Source organism: Desulfoluna butyratoxydans (genome assembly GCF_900699765.1).
Classification (GTDB): Bacteria; Desulfobacterota; Desulfobacteria; order Desulfobacterales; family Desulfolunaceae; genus Desulfoluna; species Desulfoluna butyratoxydans.
This window is the reverse complement of record NZ_CAADHO010000007.1, coordinates 53,950-70,079: the sequence shown is the minus strand read 5'-3', so window position 1 is coordinate 70,079 and position 16,130 is coordinate 53,950. Positions and strand designations below refer to the sequence as shown.

General features: G+C 58.9%; 12 protein-coding genes. 8 read left to right on the top strand and 4 right to left on the bottom strand.

Annotation, left to right across the window (positions count from 1 at the left end; genetic code table 11):
• Positions 1 to 166 precede the first annotated feature (166 nt).
• The 3 genes from MSL71_RS18325 to MSL71_RS18315 all read left to right on the top strand — a co-directional run bounded on the left by MSL71_RS18325 (position 167) and on the right by MSL71_RS18315 (position 3,382).
• Positions 167 to 1,327 carry an amino acid ABC transporter permease gene (locus MSL71_RS18325; RefSeq protein ID WP_180143163.1) on the top strand — a complete coding sequence of 387 codons (1,161 nt, stop codon included), beginning with the start codon at positions 167 to 169 and terminating at the stop codon, positions 1,325 to 1,327.
• A 194-nt stretch (positions 1,328 to 1,521) separates the two neighbouring features.
• Complete coding sequence (locus MSL71_RS18320; protein ID WP_180143161.1) at positions 1,522 to 2,622, top strand: amino acid ABC transporter permease; 1,101 nt, start codon at positions 1,522 to 1,524, stop codon at positions 2,620 to 2,622.
• A gap of 16 nt (positions 2,623 to 2,638) precedes the next feature.
• Positions 2,639 to 3,382 carry an amino acid ABC transporter ATP-binding protein gene (locus MSL71_RS18315; protein ID WP_180143159.1) on the top strand — a complete coding sequence of 248 codons (744 nt, stop codon included), beginning with the start codon at positions 2,639 to 2,641 and terminating at the stop codon, positions 3,380 to 3,382.
• Between the two features lie 118 nt (positions 3,383 to 3,500).
• Here MSL71_RS18315 and MSL71_RS18310 read toward each other — a convergent pair whose 3' ends face one another.
• Together MSL71_RS18310 and MSL71_RS18305 are read right to left on the bottom strand one after the other, a co-directional pair.
• Positions 3,501 to 3,764, bottom strand: coding sequence for a hypothetical protein (locus MSL71_RS18310; RefSeq protein ID WP_180143157.1), 264 nt, complete (start codon positions 3,762 to 3,764; stop codon positions 3,501 to 3,503).
• Between the two features lie 313 nt (positions 3,765 to 4,077).
• Positions 4,078 to 5,310 carry a dicarboxylate/amino acid:cation symporter gene (locus MSL71_RS18305; RefSeq protein ID WP_218951075.1) on the bottom strand — a complete coding sequence of 411 codons (1,233 nt, stop codon included), beginning with the start codon at positions 5,308 to 5,310 and terminating at the stop codon, positions 4,078 to 4,080.
• Between the two features lie 585 nt (positions 5,311 to 5,895).
• Here MSL71_RS18305 and dctP point away from each other — a divergent pair.
• On the top strand, positions 5,896 to 7,011 hold the full coding sequence (gene dctP, locus MSL71_RS18300) for a TRAP transporter substrate-binding protein DctP (protein ID WP_180143155.1): 1,116 nt from the start codon (positions 5,896 to 5,898) through the stop codon (positions 7,009 to 7,011).
• Positions 7,012 to 7,316: 305 nt separating this feature from the next.
• A complete protein-coding gene (locus tag MSL71_RS18295; RefSeq protein WP_180143153.1) occupies positions 7,317 to 8,483 on the top strand; it encodes an iron-containing alcohol dehydrogenase in 1,167 nt (388 codons plus the stop codon).
• 99 nt (positions 8,484 to 8,582) lie between these two features.
• On the opposite strand, the gene MSL71_RS18290 is transcribed toward MSL71_RS18295, so the two are convergent.
• Both MSL71_RS18290 and MSL71_RS18285 read right to left on the bottom strand, forming a co-directional pair.
• The gene (locus MSL71_RS18290; RefSeq protein ID WP_180143151.1) at positions 8,583 to 9,248 is read right to left on the bottom strand and encodes a response regulator; all 666 of its coding nucleotides are present in this window, start codon (positions 9,246 to 9,248) and stop codon (positions 8,583 to 8,585) included.
• A gap of 39 nt (positions 9,249 to 9,287) precedes the next feature.
• The gene (locus tag MSL71_RS18285) at positions 9,288 to 11,615 is read right to left on the bottom strand and encodes an ATP-binding protein (protein ID WP_180143149.1); all 2,328 of its coding nucleotides are present in this window, start codon (positions 11,613 to 11,615) and stop codon (positions 9,288 to 9,290) included.
• Positions 11,616 to 11,969: 354 nt separating this feature from the next.
• On the opposite strand from MSL71_RS18285, the gene MSL71_RS18280 reads away from it, so the two are divergent.
• The 3 genes from MSL71_RS18280 (at position 11,970) to MSL71_RS18270 (ending at position 16,053) form a co-directional block, all read left to right on the top strand.
• Complete coding sequence (locus MSL71_RS18280) at positions 11,970 to 12,191, top strand: DUF3820 family protein (RefSeq protein WP_180143147.1); 222 nt, start codon at positions 11,970 to 11,972, stop codon at positions 12,189 to 12,191.
• A 722-nt stretch (positions 12,192 to 12,913) separates the two neighbouring features.
• Positions 12,914 to 15,469: a DNA topoisomerase III gene (gene topB / locus MSL71_RS18275; protein ID WP_180143145.1), complete on the top strand. Its 2,556-nt coding sequence runs from the start codon at positions 12,914 to 12,916 to the stop codon at positions 15,467 to 15,469.
• The gene (locus tag MSL71_RS18270) at positions 15,454 to 16,053 is read left to right on the top strand and encodes an HD domain-containing protein (RefSeq protein WP_218951074.1); all 600 of its coding nucleotides are present in this window, start codon (positions 15,454 to 15,456) and stop codon (positions 16,051 to 16,053) included. The genes topB and MSL71_RS18270 overlap by 16 nt, the downstream gene beginning before the upstream one ends.
• Positions 16,054 to 16,130: the final 77 nt, after the last annotated feature.

Here is a 16,130-nt window from a genome sequence, read left to right as displayed (position 1 = left end):
CGGCCCTTGCCGACCTGTCCCGGCCCCAGGGTCAAGGCAAAGACAGCGTCCTTGACCACCCAAGCCTCCGATGTCGGTTCATCGGAGGCTTGAAGGTTTCGGAAGAGCCAGGCTCTCCGGCGCCCATCCATCGTTACCACCACCAGCGTACAAAGATGTCATTTTCATGAAACAACCACTGCTTTCCCTGTCAAAAGCGCAGGGCCGGACCATCCTCATACAGCTCCTTGTCATGGGGGGAATTCTCTGGTTCTGCCACATGCTTTTTGTGAACACACAGGCCAACCTCGCGTCCCGGAACATCGCCTCCGGCTTCGGGTTTCTCTCCTACGAAGCGGGCATGCCCATCAGCGACGCCCTGTTGCCCTACACCCCGGCCGACACCTACGGCTACGCCTTCTTCATCGGGGTCCTCAACACCCTGTATGTCTCCGCCGTCAGCATCGTGCTGGCCACCCTCATCGGCGTGGTGGTGGGCGTGGCACGGGTCTCCGGCAACTGGCTCGTGGCGCGCCTCGCCGAGATCTACGTGGAGGTGCTCCGCAACATCCCCCTGCTGCTGATCCTCTTTTTCACCTACGGAGTGGTCCTTGCGGCCCTTCCCTCCCCCAGGCAAAGCCTTCACTGGGGCATCGGCTTTTTCCTCAACAACCGGGGGATCTACTTTCCCAAGCTCATCCCGGAGAGCGGGTTCTGGCTCATTCCCGCCGCCTTTGCCCTGGGCCTTATCGCCTCGGTCATCGTCCACCGCAAGGCCACGAAAAGGCGCAAAGAGACAGGCCGCGCCCTGCCCTCCGTCCGCATCGGCCTGGCCCTGACCTTTGGCCTGCCCCTTGTGGCCGCTCTGCTCCTGGGCCTGCCCGCCAGCCTGGAGATGCCGGTACTCAGGGGATTCAACTTCAAGGGGGGCGCCGTCATCCGGCCGGAGTTCTGCGCCCTGGTCATCGGCCTGGTCCTTTACACCGCTGCCTTTATCGCGGAGAACGTCCGAAGCGGCATCCAGTCCGTTGCCAAAGGCCAGCTTGACGCAGCCCACGCCCTGGGCCTGCCCGAAGGCCTTATCATGCGCCGGGTCATCCTGCCCCAGGCCCTGAGGGTCACCATCCCCGCCACCACCAACGACTACGCCAGCCTCGTGAAAAACAGCTCCCTTGCCGTGGCCATCGGCTACCCGGACATGGTCTCCGTGGGCGGCACCGTCATCGGCCAGAACGACCAGGCCATCGAGATCATCGTCATGTGGATGGCCGTCTACCTGTGCATCAACCTGGTCATCTCCCTGTTCATGAACTGGCTCAACGCGAGGGTGCAGTTGATTGGGAGATAAGAGTTAAAGGCTAAGGGCTGAAGGGCTAAGGGCTAAGGGCTAAAGGCTAAAGGCTAAGGGCTAAAGGTTAAAGGCTAAGGGCTAAGGGCTAAGGGCTAAGGGCTAAGGGCTAAGGGCTAAGGAAAAAATACCCCGGGCCCCAACTTGTCAATGCGCGTTTATGTGCATGTTTAAGAAACAAAGAAGTGGTGATTATGATACCCGCAGAAGCTGAACCGATAAAAACATTCACCCCGAGACCGGCGGAGGCGCCGCCACTGGACGTGGCCGGGCCCATCGGCTGGATCCGTCAGAACCTGTTCAACGGCAAACTCAACACGGTCCTGACCATCCTGGCCCTTCTCCTGCTCTTTAACACCGTCCCCGCCCTTCTCTCCTGGGCCATATTCAAAGCGTCCTGGGTGACGAAAGCCGCCTGCGGCGCGGCACGGGAAGGGGCCTGCTGGGCCTTTGTGGTGGAAAAATTCCGCGTGCTCATGGTGGGCATCTATCCCGGGGAGTATATCTGGAGACCCGTGGCCTCCTTCGTGCTTCTCATGGGCGTGGTGATCCTTACCCTCTTCAGGCTGGTGAGCGCACGTACCCTGGCCATCCTCTGGTTCTCCCTGCCCCTGCCCGTCTTCTGGATCATCAACGGGGGCATGGGCCTGACATCTGTGGACCAGTCCCTCTGGGGCGGGCTCATGCTCAGCATGGGACTGGCCGTGGTGGGGATCCTCATCTCCCTTCCCCTGGGCATGCTCCTGGCCCTGGGGCGACGCTCCGAAATGGCCGGTGTGAAAGCCCTGTGCGTGGGGCTCATCGAACTCATCCGGGGGGTTCCCCTCATCACCATCCTTTTCATGGCCTCGGTGATGCTCCCCCTCTTTCTCCCGGAAGGCGTGACCATCAACAACCTGCTCCGGGTACAGATCGGGGTGATCCTCTTTTCGTCCGCCTACATTGCCGAAGTGATCCGGGGCGGCCTCCAGGCCATTCCTCCCGGCCAGATGGAAGCGGCCCTCTCCACGGGGCTCACCAAGTGGCAGGCCACCCGCCTCATCGTCCTGCCCCAGGCCCTGCACCACGTGATCCCGTCCATCATCGGGCGCTGCGTGGCCCTGTTCAAGGACACCTCCCTGGTCATCATCGTGGGCCTGCTCGATTTTCTCGGCATGATCAAAGCCTCCACCCAGGACCCGGACTGGCTCGGCTACGAAGCCGAAGCTTACGTCTTCTGCGCCCTGGTATACTGGGTGATCTGCTTTTCCATCAGCCGGTACGGACGATCCATTGAAAAACACAACGCCTGGTAGCAAAGGGGCATTTACCATGACTCAACCCGTCGTCATCGAGATCAACGACCTCAACAAGTGGTACGGCCACTTCCACGTGCTCAAGCACATCAACCTGAGTGTCCACAAGGGAGAGCGCATCGTCATCTGCGGTCCCTCGGGTTCAGGCAAATCCACCCTGATCCGGTGCATCAACCGCCTGGAAGAGCACCAGCAGGGCACCATCACCGTGGAGGGCACCGAGCTCACACGGGACCTGAAAAACGTCACCGATATCCGGAAAAACGTGGGCATGGTCTTCCAGGGGTTCAACCTCTTTCCCCACCTCACCATTCTGGAGAACCTCACCCTGGCCCCCACCTGGGTGCGACAGATGCCGGAAAAAAAGGCAAAAAAAATGGCCATGGACTTTCTGGCCCGGGTTCATATCGATTCCCAGGCCCACAAGTACCCCGGCCAACTCTCCGGCGGTCAGCAGCAGCGTGCCGCCATCGCACGGGCCCTGTGCATGAACCCGCGCATCATGCTTTTTGACGAGCCCACCAGCGCCCTGGACCCGGAGATGATCAAGGAGGTTCTGGACGTCATGACCGAGCTGGCAGAAGAGGGCATGACCATGGTCTGCGTCACCCACGAAATGGGGTTTGCCCGCACCGTGGCCGACCGGGTCATCTTCATGGACGCAGGGGAGATCATTGAGGAAGCGCCCCCACAGGAGTTCTTCACCAACCCCACCTACGACCGCACCCAGCTCTTCCTCAGCCAGATCCTCACACAGTGACACGATTGTGACCCAAAGGACGCAGGACTCCCTTCACCGGGCATCCCGCGTCCGGGGTCATGCCCCGGTCCCAGCTCCACCCGCCGTCTGTTCCCGGACATGCCGATAAGGCACGGTATCAGGATTCGTCGATGCTGCCGCCACCGGCATTGGCCCGCATCTGTCCCACCTGAAAGCTCAAGCCCACACAGTGACCGCGTGACAGGCAGGCGTCCACGTCCTCTTCTTCCACATAGGTCTTCATGGGCCGTTTCCACCCCGAAGCCTCCACCAGCCAGGCATGCTCCTCCTTGTTGTAGGTGATGCGCAGGTCTTTGTCGCACTCACCGGAATCCGGGTAAAAGCTGCGAATCCTGTCGCAAATCTGTTTGCTGTTGTACATGTGCCCTCCTTTTTGGATCGTCTTTCGGCCTCTCCGGGGGGCGCCGGGCCCACCCTGAAGGCCGGTGAACGGTTCATCGCCACACCAGGGTTCGGAACCTGTGGGGGAAGGGGACATGAAAAAGGGAAAAAACCCGGTCAACAAAACAGGACGGGATGAAGCATGTGACGGCGTGTGGTCTTACGGTGTTATTATACCATAAACCCGGAAAGATAGGCGCTGTAAAAGCAAGAGAGGACGCCCCATAAAAAAAGCCCTTCGGCGGCATCCACCGAAGGGCTTTTTGGGAAACACCGGAAATCAGAATCCGTTATCAGACTTCCTCGATCTCCATGTCACTCAGGGGCGTAGACGCGATCTCGCGGTCCAGGTCCTTTTCAAGGGCCGCCACAACAAGGCCGGAGGAGTTGTCCCCGAAGATGTTGGTGGTGGTGCGGAACATGTCGAGGATTCGGTCGATGCCCGCCACAATGGCGATGCCTTCCAGGGGAAGCCCCACGGATTCAAGGACCAGGGTCAGCATGATGAGACCGCCGCCGGGGATACTGGCCGTGCCGATGGACGCCAGCACCGCGGTCATGACGATGGTTGCCTGCTGGGCAATGGTGAGATCCACCCCGTAGATATTGGCCACGAACACGGCGCCGACAGCCTGGTACAGGGCGGTGCCGTCCATGTTGATGGTCAGGGCCATGGGCAGGGTAAACCCGGAGACTCGCTCGGGCACCCCGAGCTGCTTCTGGGCACGCATGGTAAAGGGAAAGGCCGCAGCCGCGCTGCAGGTACTCAGGCCCACCAGGGCGGGCTCAAAGACTTTTTTAAAGTAGTGGATGGGGCTGACACGGGCCAGGAACTTGACGGCCCCGGTGTAGACAATGAGCACGTGGAGAGTACTGGCAATGAGGGTGGCCACGATGAGCTTGCCCATGGGCATGAGAATGGCCAGGCCGAACTTGCCCGATGTCCAGGCGATGAGGGCAAACACCCCGTAAGGGGCCATGCGGATCACGATGTCGGAGAGCTTGAACATCACCTCGGCAAGGGCCGCGAAAAAATCGGCCACGGGCTTGCCCTTGTCACCGGCAAGGGAGAGGGCGCCACCGAAAAGCAGGGCAAAGATAATGATCTGGAGAACGTTGCCCTTGGCCAGGGCCTCGGCAGGGTTCAGGGGAACCATGTTGACGATCATCTGCATGGGAGAGACCTTGTCGGGCCTTGCGATCTCACTCACCTCGCCCAGGGCGAGGCCTGCACCCGGCTGAAAGCCGTTGGCCACCACCAGGCCGATGACAACGGCAAAAAAGGTGGTCACGATGAAGTAGGTCACGGTCTTGATGCCCAGGGATCCGATCTTCTTGGGATCCCCGGCGCTGGTGACGCCGGTGACGAGGGTGGACAGGATCAGGGGCACCACGATGAGCCGCAGGCATCGAATGAAGATATCTCCGATGGGCTTGAGGTATTCGGCTTTGTCTCCCAACAGGATCCCGGCAAAAAAACCGGCAACCAGACCAATGATAATCTTGTGATACAATTTCAATTTCACGTCTTCATCTCCTAAGGTGTAGTACATCGCGAAGCGACAGGATACGTTCGGCGGTGCAGGCCGAACCCCGTACCCGAAGCCACGTACCGGCGTTGCCGCCGCAGCAGCACGACCGGCATCAAACCGGCAGCGCCCACGGGCTGTTCAGGCACGAACTCTTTGACGTGTGGGATAGAAAAAATCAGGGAGCCTGCTTCAAAGGCCCGTCCGTTCAGTGACGGAGCCCTGGCAGGCCCGGTTCGCATCGAAGCGCCTGTGAGGACGCGTGGGAAAGATTCGGATGCGTTGTGGGATGGAAAATGTGATGACTTGAAAAATCATTATCCGAATGGGAAATGATTGCAAGCAAAAACTGATGAACTTCATAAAAAATGTATATTATCAGGAAAATAGGGGAATCTCTCAACCATTTTAGGGGTTTCCCCAATGGACACCCGGGGTGGATTTCACCTACCTTGAGGGTCGGTGGAATAGAAATCAGCCGTGGGGCTGAAAAAGAAGGTGTGATGACAATGCGGATCTATTATAGTAAATGCCCGGTCGTGGGAATCCGGGCGTTTATGACCACCACATGGAGCCGTACCGATGAAGCCTCTTTTTTTCACCGCAACATTTTTTTCCACCGTAAAAAAGTCACCGGCTACACAGGTCGCGACGGGTATCCTCATCCTGCTCGCCGTGGCCCTGGGGCGCCCTTTCCCCTGCTTCGGGGAAGGGGCCGTCACCCTGACCTACGCCACCAACACCGCTCCGGTGGGCCTGCGCGGCATGGCGGAAAAAGCCTTTGTGGATGAGGTGGAGCGCCTGGGCCAGGGAAAAATCCATATCCGGGTCTTCTGGGAACAGTCCTACCTCAAAGACAAAGAGATCCTTGAAGGGGTCAAAGACGGCACCGTGGACATGGGGCACGTCAACATCAACTATTACCCCAGCCGCCTGGTGGTCAACGGCGCCATCACCCTGTTCCAGCAGGGACCTGCCGACTACACCAACCGGATGTGGGTCTACGATACCATCTACGACAACATCCCCCAGCTCAACGACGAATTCCTGAAATACCGCCAGAAGATTGTCTACACCTACTCCGTGCTTCCCATTGCAGGGGCCTTTACCGAACCCGTCTCTTCCCTCAGCGATTTCAGGCATCGCAGAATCCGGGCATCCAGCCGCTGGCTTCTCAAGGTCCTGGAAGGTGTCGGCGCTGTCCCTGTCTCCCTGCCCTGGGCAGATACCTACATGGCCCTGAAGACCAACGCCCTGGAAGGCATCTACACCAACATCGACGCCATCCATCGGGTGGGCCTCGACACCGTAGCCCCCAACATCCTGGTATTCAAAGAATTCTGGAACCCCGTCCCCTTCCATGTTACCATCAACATCGACACGTGGAATCGCTTGCCCCAAGAGCTCCAGGAGATCATCCTCACGGCTTCGGCCAACTCCAAGCGCCACTTTGCAACGCTCTATAAGCCCATGCTCGATGAAACGGTGGCAGCCCAGAGAGCGGCCGGCTGCTCGATCGCCTTTGCCTCAAAAGAAGAGGTGGACACCTGGCTGAAGCTCCCCGAGGTGATCAAGATCAAGCAGCTCTGGGTCAAGGAGGTCAGCCCCCTGATGCCGAAAATGGAGGCCAGGCGCATTCTTGAAAAAATCCAGTCCATCGTGGCCGAGGGCATGGCAAAGGACGCCGAGGCTCTCTAAGGTGCAGGCCGGGTTCCCCCGGCCGTATCAAACAGTTCCACTGCCCGGATCCAACCGGGTCACAAGGATCCAGCCCCTCTTCCGCTCCCACCCCGCACCCTTCTGCACGCCACCGACGCCCACATTTTTTTCAAGCGCCTGTTCCCTGCGAATTCACACTGTTGAGTAAAAGCAGCGCCAAATCCAGGGCCACCAGGGCAAAAACACCCAGACTTCGGCCCTGCTTTTGCAGTACAACACACCACCACGCCAGGCGTGGTCAAAAAACCAACTGCCATCATTACACACGCAAAGGAGTATCCATCATGGCACAATCAGATGCTGTCTACGGATTTTATATTCCCACCGTCACCCTCATGGGCGTAGGTTCCCATAAACAACTCGGAGAACAGATCAAAACCCTGGGCGCCAAAAAGCCCCTGCTGGTCACGGACAAGGGCATCACCGACGCCGGTCTTACGGCGCAGATCACGGACCTCATCAAAGCCGAGACCGGCTCCGAGGTCGTTCTCTACGACGACACCGTCCCGAACCCCACGGACAAGAACGTGGCAGACGGCGTGGCCCTCTTCAAGGAGAGCGGCTGCGACATGATCATCACCCTGGGCGGGGGGAGCCCCCACGACTGCGGCAAAGGCATCGGCATCGTGGCCACCAACGGCGGAACCATCCACGATTACGAAGGGGTGGATCAGTCCACCCAGGCCATGCCCCCCTTCATCGCCATCAACACCACGGCCGGAACAGCCAGCGAGATGACCCGGTTCTGCATCATCACCGACACCTCGCGGAAGGTGAAAATGGCCATTGTGGACTGGCGCGTCACCCCGGCCATCGCCATTAACGACCCTCTCCTCATGGTGGGCATGCCCTCGTCCCTCACCGCGGCAACAGGCATGGACGCCCTCACCCATGCGGTGGAGGCCTACGTCTCCACCATCGCCACCCCCGTCACCGATGCCTGCGCCCTCAAGGCCATCGAGCTGATCTCCGACTATCTCCGTCCGGCCGTTGCCAACGGCGAGGACATCGAGGCGCGGGACAAAATGGCCTACGCCGAATACCTGGCGGGCATGGCCTTCAACAACGCCAGCCTGGGCCATGTCCACGCCATGGCCCATCAGCTCGGCGGTTACTACGACCTGCCCCACGGGGTGTGCAACGCCATTCTGCTGCCCCATGTCTCCCGATTCAACCTCATCGCAAGGCTCGATCGCTACGTGGATATTGCCATTGCCATGGGGGAAAACGTGGAGGGCCTCTCCACCCGCGAGGCGGCCGAAACCGCCCTCACCGCCATCCAGACCCTCTCACGGGACATCGGCATCCCCGAAAACCTCACCGTGCTTGGGGTTAAAAAAGAGGACCTGCCCATCATGGCGGGGAACGCCCAGAAAGACGCCTGCGGTGTCACCAACCCCAGACGCCCCACCCTTGAGGACGTCGTCGGGATCTACACAGCGGCCCTTTAAACGCAAAAAAGCCTCCGGCAGCACTGCCGGAGGCCCTTCCCCGAAGGCGTGCCACACCATCATGCGGCGCGCCTGCCCTTATTCCCTCCCCAGACTCTGTTACAGTCCCAGTTCCACAAGCCCCTTGATAATGGCGTATTTGGTCAGCTCAGCCGTACCCGAGATTTTGAGTTTTCTCTGGATATTGGCGCGATGGGCCTCCACGGTCTTGGGGCTGATGAAGAGCTGCTCGGCGATATCCCGGTTGGCATGCCCCTCGGCGATGAGCTGGAGCACCTCCCGCTCCCGGTCCGAAAGCTTGTCGAGGCCCTCGGGTTCGGCGGATCCTCCACCTTCCTTCTGCTTCACGTAGTAGGTGATCACCTTACTTGAAATGTCCGGGCTCAGGTAGGACTCCCCCTTGTAGGCCACGTGGATGGCCTGGATAAGATCGGTGGTGGCCGACCGCTTCACCAGATACCCGGAGGCTCCGGCGCGGAGGGTCTCAAAAATATACTCCTCGCTGGTGTGCATGGAGAGGATCAGAATCTTCAGCTCCGGGAACTTCTTTTTCAGCTGGCGCGTGGCGTCCATGCCGTTGAGCTCCGGCATGGTAATATCCATGAGCACCACGTCCGGACCAAGCTGCTCAACCATCTTCACGGCCTCACGGCCGTTCTCAGCCTCCCCCACCACCTCGATGTCGGTCTCTGCATGGAGCAGGGCGCAAAGCCCTTTGCGGACAATGGTATGGTCTTCGGCAACCAGCACCTTTATGTTGGTCATAATCGTCACTTCCTTACATGTCTTCTGCTTTTTTTAGCCTTACGCCCCTTTTGGCTTCCAGGGAATCTCCGTCACAATGGAGGTTCCCTGCCCCGGGCTGGACCACAGGGTAAAGCGCCCCCCCAGAAAGGCGATGCGCTCCCGCATGCCCAGAAGCCCCAGCTTGTGATTCATCTCCCCACCGGCGGTGACGGCTTCGGGCTCAAAGCCCACCCCGTCGTCCTCCACCTTAAAAACGATCATCCCGTCGGTGCGCAGCGAAAGGGAGATGGTCACCCGGGTGGCACGGGCATGTTTTACGATATTGTTCAAGGCCTCCTGGGCCAGCCTGTAGACCGCGGCTTCGATCTCTTCCGAGGGCCTCTCCGGAAAATCCGGGGCATCAAGGATCAGGGGGATATCCACCTTCTCCCCGATGCGACTCAGGTACCACCTTAAAGTGGGTCCCAAGCCGAAATCCCGCAGCATGGGTGGCCAGAGGTTGATGGAGAGATCATGGGCCTGCTCGTACAGGCGGTTGACGATCTCCTCGGTGTCTGCCAGGAGCCCGGTGAGGTTGGCACCGGCCCCTGAGGCAATCATCTTCTTCATGGCCGCAAGGTTCAGGGTGGCGGCGGTGAGGGCCTGGCCGATCTCGTCGTGGAGTTCAAAGGAGATCTTGCGGCAGGTGGTCTCCTGCATCTCAAACACCTTGGCCGAAAGCCGCTCCAGCTCGTGGCCGTGCCGCAGCGTGGCCTCCATGAGGTTCACGCTCTGGATGGCCACGGCAAGGGACGTGGCCACCTCCTTGACGATATCCAGGTTCTTGATGGGCAAGCCGGGCTGGCCGAACCGGCAGAGGTTCAGGGCCCCGATAAGCTCCTCGTTGGCCATGAGCGGCACGCTCACGTAGCCGTCCGTGCCCCCTTCCGACCGCTGGAACCCGGAAAGCAGGGCATTTTTCTCGGCCTCGTCCCCGGCCACGGTCATGCGCCGCCCCCTGGCCAGGATATCTGGATGGAACTCCCCGATGGGATAGGCGCTCCCCTCGGGCACCCCGTGGCCCGAGGCCGTGTCCACGGCAACCACCGTGGCCCGTGCCCTCTCAAAATCAAAGGAGACCACACAGGCCCAGCGACAGTCGTACAGATCCCGTACATACCGAAGCACGTCCCGCACCGTCTCCGAAGAAAAACTCCCGTCCAGCACCGCCCGGTCAATGGAGTTCAGCACGCGCAGCTGGTTGGAGTAGTAGGTCAGGGAGGTCTCCACCCGCTTTCGCTTAAAGGTGTTCACCACCAGCACCAGGATGATCATACTTAAGCCCACGATACTCAGGACAATGCCCCACACCAGCTCTTTGTAGGTGCTGTAAAAGGAGAAGGGCACGTTGATCACCTCGGCCCCGGCCGGAAGGGACGCCTCTTTGATGTGGAACCGCTCCATCTGAGTGTAATCGAACATATGGCGGTTGAGGCTCTCCTTGAACACCGGCACGGCCTGGACCGACTTGCCGGACAACAGGCCCAGGGCGATGTCGGCGGCTTTCTCTCCGTGGGCGCTGCCGCTGGCCATCATGCCCCCCACCACACCATAGCCCAGATAATTGTCCCAGAAGGTGTAGATGGGGGCACTGGAGGCACGGGCCACACGCCGGAGCCCCTCCTTCATGGAAAAGGTGCGGCCGGTGCGGTCCACGGTGAAATTGACAAACAGCACCACCGTGTCTTCAGGCAGGTGGCTCACCTTCTCCTGAAGTTCCTCCATGCTCATGGCCGGAATAAACCGGAAAATAGACGGGTCGTCCATGGCTTTGAAATAGGTGACAATGGTTTTCAGGATGGCGATGCTGGTATCGGTCTGGTCCACCACCACCAGGACCTCCCGGGTCCGGGGATGAAGGCGAAGGGCTGTGCGGACGGTCTCCAGGATGTCGATGCGCTCCACCACCCCCGTAAAGCGGTCGTGGCCGAACATCTCGAACTCTTCAAAATAGTTCACCCCGCAGAAAACCACCGGGGTGTCGGCAAATATCTTCTTTTTTTCATCCAGCAGAAAGCGGAAGGCCGAATCATCGGTGGCGATGATCACGTCAAAGGCAATTTGCCGGTATTTATCCCTTAGAAAATCGGCCAGGCGACGCGCCTGCCCAGCATTGTCGAACCGTTCGGCGTCCATGTACTCGTAATAGACACTGAGGACCATGGACGAAGCGTCCGCACGCGCCAGCCCGGCGTCGATGCCCTGTGAGATGCTGTCATTCCAGACGTGCCCCTTGTGAAAGGAGTGCAGGATGAGAATGTTCTTGTGGGGAGGCTCCTGGGCCTGGGCTCGGGGCGCGGGCAACACGATCCACACGGCCGCGCACACCCATAAAACTAAAAACAAAACAACTCTCTTAGCACCTGGCACGATAAAAACCCCGAAACATAAAAAACAGCCCACGGCTGTGCCCGTGACCCACAACAGACAGACCGAACGGGCCTGCAACAAAAACGCCCAACACCCTCTTTTGATGATGGATGGTGGAAATCTATCAGCGCACCTTCCAGAAAGCAAGCCGCGGCCCCTTGAAAGGAGCGTATTTTCATGTCACCTTGCGTAAAAGGCTTCCCAAGGGGAGCATTTTTCGGTAACCAATGGCCCTGGTTTACGGCAACTCGACGAGAGTGCCCTGTTTCGATGCGTGTATCGGTTGTTCATGCCATCGCCCATAATGATTGATGAAAAAGGCCCCACCCCATGCAAAGCCCGACGTTTGACCCCACCATGCTCCTGAAAGTCGCCCGCACCCCCATGCCCTTCGGAAAATACCAGGGCGTCCTCCTCGTGGACCTTCCCGAGCCCTATGTAGTGTGGTTCCACCAGGAGGGATTTCCCAAAGGAGAGCTGGGGGAGATGCTGGGGCTGGTCTATGAAATCAAGGTGAATGGGCTGGAGTATCTGTTTGAGCCGCTTAAATAGATCGTGAGTAGTGAATGGTGAGTGGTGAGTGGTGAGTGGTGAGTGGTGAGTGGTGAGTGGTGAGTGGTGAGTGGTGAACGGAAATCGTTACCCTCTTGCGTGTCAATGGCTTACGCGGAAAAACACTCTTCAATTACCACAACGGCCAATCAAAAATTTAGCCCGGATATGTCACGAGTCGAGTGCACCGTCCTTCTATTGTGTTAGGGCCCAAACAAAAAACCAATAAATATACACGTCACAGCGGCGACCAGCTTTCAAGATGGCTCACCTTGCCGCCGAAGGCATCGCTTTTGTATGTTTTATTGTAACTATTCAGCCTATGCCTCCGGCGGCCCTGCCGGGGGCTAAACTTTTGCCTGATTTTATAAAGGCGGGTTTAACAAACAGGTTTTAAAAAATCTTTTTGAGTGAACTTTTACTTTAAAGGCGGATGTGATTTGACCCGAGGAACGAGGGGCAAAACACATCTGCTATCTGCTTTCAAGGTGGCACACCTTGCCGCCGGAGGCTGTTTTTTTTTGAGCTGAATAGTTACGTTTTATTTTTGTACCGTCCCTTGCTTTTGCGCCGCTCTCTATTATCTATTCACCATTCACTACTTACCATTCACTACTTCCTATTCACTCTTCACTATCCCCCCATACGCCCCAACCCTAAGATCACCTTAAGCACCTTCTTTTTGCGTTCCTTCTTCCAGGATTTTACGCTATGACAGCTTTATGACCACTCTCATCCTCACTGAAAAGCCCTCCGTGGCGGTTGACTTCTCCAAGGCCCTGGGCGTCCGCACAAAGCGCGACGGCTATTTCGAGGGCAACGACACCCTGATCTGCTGGGCCGTGGGCCACCTGGTGGAGCTGTTCGCCCCCGAGGATTACAGCCCCTCCTTCAAGAAATGGTCCCTGGACACCCTGCCCATCCTGCCGGAGCCCTTTAAGTACAAGCCCATCAAAAAAAGCGGCAAGCAGCTCTCGGTCATCAAAAAGCTCCTCAAAACCCCGGGGCTCTCCCGGGTAATTATCGCAACGGACGCAGGGCGCGAGGGCGAGGTCATCGCCCGGACCATCCTGTTGCAGGCGGGCTTTACGGACAAGGGGCGGATCATGCGGTTCTGGACAAGCCAGGCCCTGACCCCTGCCGTGGTGAGAAGCACCTTGAATAAGCTGAAGCCCATCACCGACTACGACCGCCTCTGGCGTGCGGGGTACTACCGGCAGGTGGCGGACTGGATGGTGGGGATGAACGGAACACGGGCCCTTACCGTGCGCCTGGGGGATCTTTACTCCGTGGGCAGGGTGCAGACGGCGGTCCTGGCCCTTCTGGTGCAGAGACGGCGGGAGCGGGAGAACTTCAAGCCCGAGCCCTACCTTCTGATAAAAGTTCACTTTCAAAACGAGAAGGGCACCTGGATCGGCACCTGGTTCAAGGGCAAGGAGACGCGCCTCTTCGACCTGGAGACGGCCAGAGCCCTTGTGGAGCGGCTCACCGGCGACAACGCACCGGGCACGGTACTCTCTGCGGAAAAAGAGAAAAAGTCGGAGCCCCCGCCCTTTCTCTTCTCCCTCACCGACCTCCAGCAGGAGGCCAACAAGCGGTTCGGATTCCCCGCCAAAAAGACCTTGAGCGTAGCCCAGGGGCTCTATCAGGACAAAAAATGCCTCTCCTACCCCCGCACCGACTCCCGGGTCCTGGGCACCCAGAACCTGGACATGGTCAAAAAGCTGGTGGAAAAACTCGCCCCGTCAGCCCCGGCCCTGTTTGAAGGGGTGGACCACGGACGCATCTCCCTTAGCAACAAGCGGGTTTTCAACGACGCCAAGCTCACGGACCACCACGCCCTGATTCCCTTAAAGAACCTTCCCCCCAGCGCATCGGCGGACGAGGCCAAGATCTTCGAGCTGGTGCTCCGGCGGTTTGCCGCGGCCTTTCACCCCAACTGCCACTACGAAAACACAAAGATCGTCACCGGGTTCTCCCAGGAGACCTTCCAGACCACGGGCAAGATCATCCTCTCTCCGGGCTGGCGCGCGGCATGGCCGGTGAAAGCAAAAAAAGAGGAAGAGGCCCACATCCCGCCCCTGGCCAAGGGGGATCCCGCCCACAAACAGAAGGTGGCCCCGGAAAAAAAGGAGACCACCCCACCCCCGGCCTACACCGACGCCCTGATCTTGAAGGAGATGACCAACCCGGGCCGCTACGTCTCGGAAAAGGCCATGAAGGACCTCTTCCGCGGTGAGATCGGCATCGGCACCCAGTCCACCCGCGCCCAGATCCTGGAGATCCTCATCACCCGCGAGTACGCAAAACGCGAAGGCAAAACCCTCAACGCCACTGACAAGGGCTGCTACCTGGTGGAGATGCTCCAGAAGACCGCCGTCAGCAAGGTCCTCACCTCCCCTGAAGAGACCGCCCGCTGGGAGATGAGCCTCAACCGCATTGCCTTAGGGGAAAACGACGGCTCAAACGACACCTTCCTTGCCGCCATCAAAGGGTTCGTCGAAAAGTCCATGGAAGAGCTGAAAACCCTTGCCATGGAAGGCAAGGCTCCGGCCTCCCGGAAAAAGACCGGCGAGGTGGTGGGCCGCTGCCCGGCCTGCGGGGGCGAGGTCATCGAAGCTTACAAAAACTACACCTGCACCTGCGGCTTCACCATCTGGAAAAAAATGGCCGGCAAAACGCTGACGCCCAACATGGTGGGCCACCTCCTGCGCACAAAAAAATCCGGTCCCTACAACGGATTTCTCTCCAAAAAGAAAAAGCGGTTCTCCGCTGCCATCGTTCTTGTGCAGAAAGAGGGCACCTGGCAAACCACCTTTGACTTCGACTCCAAGCCCAAAAAGAGCGGCAAAAAAAACGACGGCCCCGTGCCCTGGGCCTCGGAGCGACCTGCCTCCGAATCAAACCAGGCCCAGCCGCCTGCACCCAGAACCCCCAGGCCCGACGCCCCCCAGAAGCCCCTGCCCCCTTGCCCGGCCTGCGGCGGCACCATCATCGAAGGCAAAAGAGGCTTCGGCTGCGCCAACTGGCCTGCCGACAAAGGCGGCTGCCGCTTTGTCATCTGGAAAACCCTCTTCGGCAGGGAGCTCACCCGCACCCAGCTCATCAGCCTGCTCTCCATGAAACCCACCCGGCCGTGCAACCTCACGCGCCCCGACGGCCAGCCCGTCAAAACCCGCATCCGCCTCACCAACACCCCCCAGGGTTGGGTGGCCATGGCAGACCCGGACGAGCAGGGGTATCATCATTTCCAGGCCGTTGCGTGCAGCCACGGATAAAAGACAGACAAACCGTCAGTGGCTACACTCTTAAACGAACGACATCGGGAGACTCCTCGTTGCTGCATTCACAGACAGACGCATTTGAACTGCTGAAAACCATGGGAGCACCCGGCCATCTCATCACCCACGCCAAGCTGGTGGGTGAAGCGGCAAACGCGCTTCTGACCACATTCGAAAAACTGAACGTTCCCGTCGATTCCGAGTTTGTACAGACCGCGGTTGTCATCCATGACATAGGAAAAATCGTCCACCCCCAAGAGATGTCGACGCCCGGTTCAAACCATGAGCCCCAGGGTGAAAAAATGCTGCTTGACCAGGGGGTTTCTCCGAAACTGGCCCGGTGCTGTTTGTCCCACGGCCGCTGGCATAAAATGGAATGCTCCCTTGAAGAGCTGACCCTTGCGCTGGCTGACACACTCTGGAAAGGCAAACGCATTGATGCCTTGGAGCTTAAGGTCATTGACCTTATCGCAGGTCACCTTCACAAGGACAGATGGGATGTGTTTCCCCAGCTCGATTCCCTGTTTGAACGTATTGCAAACGAAGGGGATAGCCGGTTAAGGCGAAGCATCGGCGGTTAGCCCGGCAGGCCCGGATAGTACCCGCCGGATTTGTTCGCCAAGATCAGTCTGTATTGGGCTCAAGGCAGATAACAAGC